Annotated in this window: 6 protein-coding genes; 2 read left to right on the plus strand and 4 right to left on the minus strand. The window is 45.2% G+C overall.

The window, feature by feature from the left end; translation table 11 throughout:
• Positions 1–72: 72 nt before the first annotated feature.
• Together WEIDD23_RS06795 and WEIDD23_RS06800 are read right to left on the minus strand one after the other, a co-directional pair.
• On the minus strand, positions 73–483 hold the full coding sequence (locus WEIDD23_RS06795; RefSeq protein ID WP_010373183.1) for a DUF6508 domain-containing protein: 411 nt from the start codon (positions 481–483) through the stop codon (positions 73–75).
• A 104-nt stretch (positions 484–587) separates the two neighbouring features.
• Positions 588–2048, minus strand: coding sequence for a glutamate--cysteine ligase (locus WEIDD23_RS06800; protein ID WP_010373186.1), 1461 nt, complete (start codon positions 2046–2048; stop codon positions 588–590).
• Between the two features lie 151 nt (positions 2049–2199).
• Between WEIDD23_RS06800 and WEIDD23_RS06805 the strand changes: the two genes are divergently transcribed.
• The gene (locus WEIDD23_RS06805) at positions 2200–2841 is read left to right on the plus strand and encodes an NAD(P)-dependent oxidoreductase (RefSeq protein WP_010373189.1); all 642 of its coding nucleotides are present in this window, start codon (positions 2200–2202) and stop codon (positions 2839–2841) included.
• Between the two features lie 110 nt (positions 2842–2951).
• Here the strand turns inward: WEIDD23_RS06805 and WEIDD23_RS06810 are convergent, their stop codons facing one another.
• Positions 2952–3722, minus strand: a complete 771-nt coding sequence (locus WEIDD23_RS06810) for a nuclear transport factor 2 family protein (protein WP_010373193.1) — start codon at positions 3720–3722, stop codon at positions 2952–2954.
• Between the two features lie 186 nt (positions 3723–3908).
• On the opposite strand from WEIDD23_RS06810, the gene WEIDD23_RS06815 reads away from it, so the two are divergent.
• Positions 3909–4226, plus strand: a complete 318-nt coding sequence (locus WEIDD23_RS06815; RefSeq protein ID WP_043707931.1) for a winged helix-turn-helix transcriptional regulator — start codon at positions 3909–3911, stop codon at positions 4224–4226.
• Between the two features lie 43 nt (positions 4227–4269).
• Here the strand turns inward: WEIDD23_RS06815 and WEIDD23_RS06820 are convergent.
• Positions 4270–4690 (minus strand): AI-2E family transporter (locus WEIDD23_RS06820; protein ID WP_156469592.1); only part of this gene is annotated, 421 nt, incomplete at its 5' end.

A 4690-nucleotide genomic window follows, 5' to 3' on the forward strand; every position in this document is an offset into this window, starting at 1 on the left:
AAATCGGGAGATTGGCGGCTCTTTTGAGGCTGAGACAGAGACTTCTGTCCCAGCCTCTTGATTAATAATTGTTTAGTAATTTGGTCCTGGGAAATCGTCTGGTGTCAATGAATCCAAACGTTGCAATAAGCGACGCAAAATACCCTTCTCCGTCATTGCTGCCCACATACCTTCCAAGCGACGCTCACCGTAAATGACAACTGATGCCACGGCGCGCACATCACGGAAGTCTGAACCAGTACGTGAAATTTCATCCACTTCTTCTTCAGGCAACTCTTGGTGACCCTTTTGCTTCAACGTGCGATCAAAATTCTTGTCGAAGAAATCTGACCATTCAAACGCCTTTGCCAACTCGATCATACGAGGGTCGTATTGTGGGTGGCCATCTGCGACAGCACCTATTACCCAAGGAATTTCCTTGCCTTCAATTTCTGCCAAAAAGGCATCCCACTTCTTAAAATCAAAAGGGTGTTCCTTTGCCATTTGTTGCCTCCTTCTTTTGACGAGCGTGTTCGACAACTAGGTCGACCTCTCGATATCACGAAAGCTATTGTAACACTTTACTTCCTTTTAGTCAGTAAATAAGACTAGTCTACATACCGTTCTGGGAACAGCGTTGCTAATGGAACCGGCACTTGAATCGTTTCTTCGTGGTCATCTACCGCCAACGTTAAGTCAGTCCGGGTCCAATTTTTAACCCGAATACCCACAACCATTGCTTCGGCAACAAGCTTCGCAAACTGGCCAGTACCAAACAACGCTGCAAATTGCGCATCATGTTCAGTTCGGAACAACTCATAACGCTGATTACCTAATTCAGTTGCCCATTCCTGGAGCGCTTCCGGCGTACCAGCCGTCGCAATAATCCGAGCAGCCGGCGTCTTAGCAGGCGTCAAAATACGCTCAGCCACCAATGATAGCCCATCATTAAACCGCATGCCAAAATGATCTGCCAGTTGCGAAATCTCACTCATAATTGTCATGGCGTCTGCCTTGTTAGGCAATGGACTTACAGGACTTTGCAGCGCGATTTGATTGGCCAACGAATCACTTTGAATTAACTCAGTTGCTGAGTACTCACGGTCGCTCATGACAAAATGCAACAATAGTAAATGAATCAAATTCAGGGCGTTTTCAGAAATACCAGCCGGATCAAACGGATCAGCATCTAAAATTCGCAATTCCAAATATTCAACCCCGTGTTGCAACATATCATCGTAGTCTTCACGACCTTTAAAGCGCACCGTGCCATAAAATTCATGATTTGAGAATAATTCACCACGTGCAATATGCGTTTTAATTTGATTAAAGTGATCTGCCAAGTTCGTAGCATAATCAACCCGAATGTTACCATCGTTGGCAAACCCAAATTGACTGGTTCGAATTGAACGTACCGGCTGGTCCATGCGAGGCACCCGCGAATCAGTATCATTCATGCTGAACGGCGCAGCCCCAAACAGATAAACAAATAACCAACGGTGCGCCGCAATTTGTTGCGCCAATTTAAAGTAGACGGCATTTTTAAACGTCACATAATCCGCTTCATCACTCAATGCAAACAACTTTTCCAACAACGTTTCTGGCAAAGAATAATTCAAATGCAAGCCCGTAATAATCTCATGCGTTGACCCATATTTCTTAGCCAGCCAGTCCCGGTAATCTTGCATCCAAGGTCGATCGAACGTTTCATCAACCCACTGCAAATCATCCGCCGTTAACTTAGGTGGCATGCTTAATGGCCAAATCGTCTCGGACCCCGACATATGATCCCGCATGACCCATTGTAACTGCAACAAAAAATCCCGAGCTGCTTCAAACGAGCCAACCGGTTCCGTTACCAATTCAGATTGCGTCTCACTATAGTCGGTCTGTAAATAAGGGTGCGTTGTCCGTGAGCCCAAACTCGCGGGATATGTTCGCCGACTTAACCGACCCTCGGCAGTCACCCGGTGTTGTTCAATTTCTATGCCAAACTGGCCACCACTCAACTCACGATATAAGTTATTTTCAGCAATTAATTTGCCAATTTCCAAATGGTTTTCTGCCATTTCACACATCTAACTTTCATTTAGTATTTAAAAACTATTATAAACAAATGAGACAATTTTAACAGCCTTTTTGTCGTGTCCCTTTTTATTTGTCCCAATTCAGAAAAGCGCTTATGATTAGCCTTGAAATTAGACGAATGGAGTCAGCACTATGAAGATTGGAATCATCGGCGCAACCGGAATGGCCGGTTCAGCGTTCGTTATTGAAGGTTACCAACGTGGGCACCAAGTAACGGCAATTACCCGTTCAGCTAGCAAGGTAACACGTATGTTTGGAAACGAAATTCCAGCCCTAGAACGCCAAAACTTTGAATTGACTCGTGAAGACTTGACGCAATTCGACGTAATCGTCGTTGCCTCAACGTTCTCACGTGCCAGCGATCACCCTCGCTTTGCTGAGTACCTACACGACCAATTGGCCGGCACAGACGCCCCAATCGTGGTCTTCGTGGTTGGTTCATCAACATTGCAAATGCCTGACGGTTCAGTCATGGCTGACCGTTTGGGTCTAATGCGTGGTCAAGCACCTTGGATTGAAGTTGCCATTGAGCAAGCCGCTGAGTTGAACTACTTGAAGACGGTTGATGATTTTGCCTGGATGGCAATTTCACCACAACAAGCCTTCATGCCAGGTCCTGCAACGCCAACGTACTTGAAGTCAGATGATGCGTTGATTTTTAACAACCGTCAAGAATCACGTGTGACGACTGGTACTTTGGCCAAGGCCTTGTACGATGAGTTGGCAAACCCAACCCACGTTCACGGTCGCTTCACTGCCGCCGATAAGTTTTAACAATTAACACGAAATTACTGTTCAAAAATCATATAAATCCTAATATAATCCAAATCCATACAAGAACAGTAAAAAGGCGTCGAGCAATGCTCGGCGCCTTTTCGTTATGCTTAGAACTTTCCGTTGGTGTTTGCCCACTCTGATTCAGCGGGAATTTCTTCGATAATATCCCAGTGTTCAGCAATCTTGCCATCAGCAACCCGGAACAAATCATAGAATGCGACTGGCTTACCACCAAATTCGCCATCCCCCAAAACCAATACAAAGTTGCCTTGACCAAGGACCTTAAAGACCTTGTCGTAAACCATCGCAACGCCCTGTTCGGCCATCGCAGCAAAGGCTGTCGTCAAACCGGTCAAACCGTCAGCGATATCGACATTATGTTGGATGTAATCTTCACCCGCGATATATTCTGGCAGCTTATCTGGATTTTCACCGCGCAACACGTCACGAACAAAGTCAGCAACCAGTGCCTTATTGGCATCTGTCTTGTCCAAATCGGTTACTTCAGTTGCACCATCTGTTTGTGTGTGCCCTGATGGATTTGGTGCCACGACATTGGCCACGTTATCCCAGTGCTCAGCAATTTTGTCGTCTTCAAAACGGAAGACATCTAGTGCAACTTGATCACCACTACCAGCAAAATTAACGATACTGTGCAAAACGACATACTCGCCATCTTCAAATGAACGAACCGTCTTCAACGTCGTCTTAACTGGCGCTTCTTGCAAACCCTTAACTGCCGCAACGAATGCATCACGACCATCCCCAAAATTCAAATTGTGTTGCTTGTATGAAGGCAAGGCACTTGCCTCAGCCACTGCAATATCACCACTTACAAACGTACCAACCAATGCTTTTGCAATATCTGTGTGTGTCATCTGTTTTCCCTCCCAGGTGTGGGTATTCAATAATTGTTTTTTATCTATGCCAATAATATAACGCAATGCCGACAATTGCATAAGTAGGCACTTCAAAGTGGTATAGTTTCGCAAAGGAAACTTTTGTACGATAATAGGGTTAATACGAAATCATTTTAGGAGAAGCACATGGGCTTTACTGTTGAAATGACCCCTGCCATTGCCGAAAAGCTCGTCACACTGAATGAGTTGCACCGCAATCGTTGGCGGCCAGACATCGTTAATTTATTATTGGAAACCGACACATTACGGTTTGGTGAATTAAAAAAACAACTCGGCATCACGCAAAAAGTGCTGACCGAAAACTTAAAGTGGCTCGAAGAAAATCAAATCGTCATCCGGACGGTTTACCCCGAAGTGCCACCCCGAGTTGAATATTCTTTAACTGAAATTGGCAAAGAACTCCGCGACGTACACGAAGCGATGCGGATCTGGGCCGACTACTACGTCACCCACGCCAAATAAAAAATGCGTTCGCAGCTTGCTGTGAACGCATTTTTTTGACACTTTAATTTTCTTCAGTAACGGTTGGCTTTTCAATTTGCCAAAGTTGCCAAGCATAAACAACAATCGTCCGCACAACAGCGTAAAATGGCACTGCCAAAATCATCCCCGGAATCCCCGCAATATTTCCGGCCGCCAACAACAACACAATAATTGTCAGTGGGTGAATATTCAACGAAGCCCCCATAATTCGTGGGTAAATCAAATTACTATCAACTTGTTGCACAATCAAAACCACAACAATCACCCACACCGCCTGCATTGGACTTTGCGTAAAGGCCACGAACAAGGCAGGTACTAAACCGATGTACGGTCCAACGTACGGAATCAAGTTAGTTAGGCCCGCAAAAACACCTAGTAGCAAGGCGTAATTTTGTCCAATGATGAAATAACCAATCGTCGTGAAGACACCGACGAAAATCATT

The sequence above is a fragment of the Weissella sp. DD23 genome (genome assembly GCF_001579105.1).
Classification (GTDB): domain Bacteria; phylum Bacillota; class Bacilli; order Lactobacillales; family Lactobacillaceae; genus Weissella; species Weissella cibaria.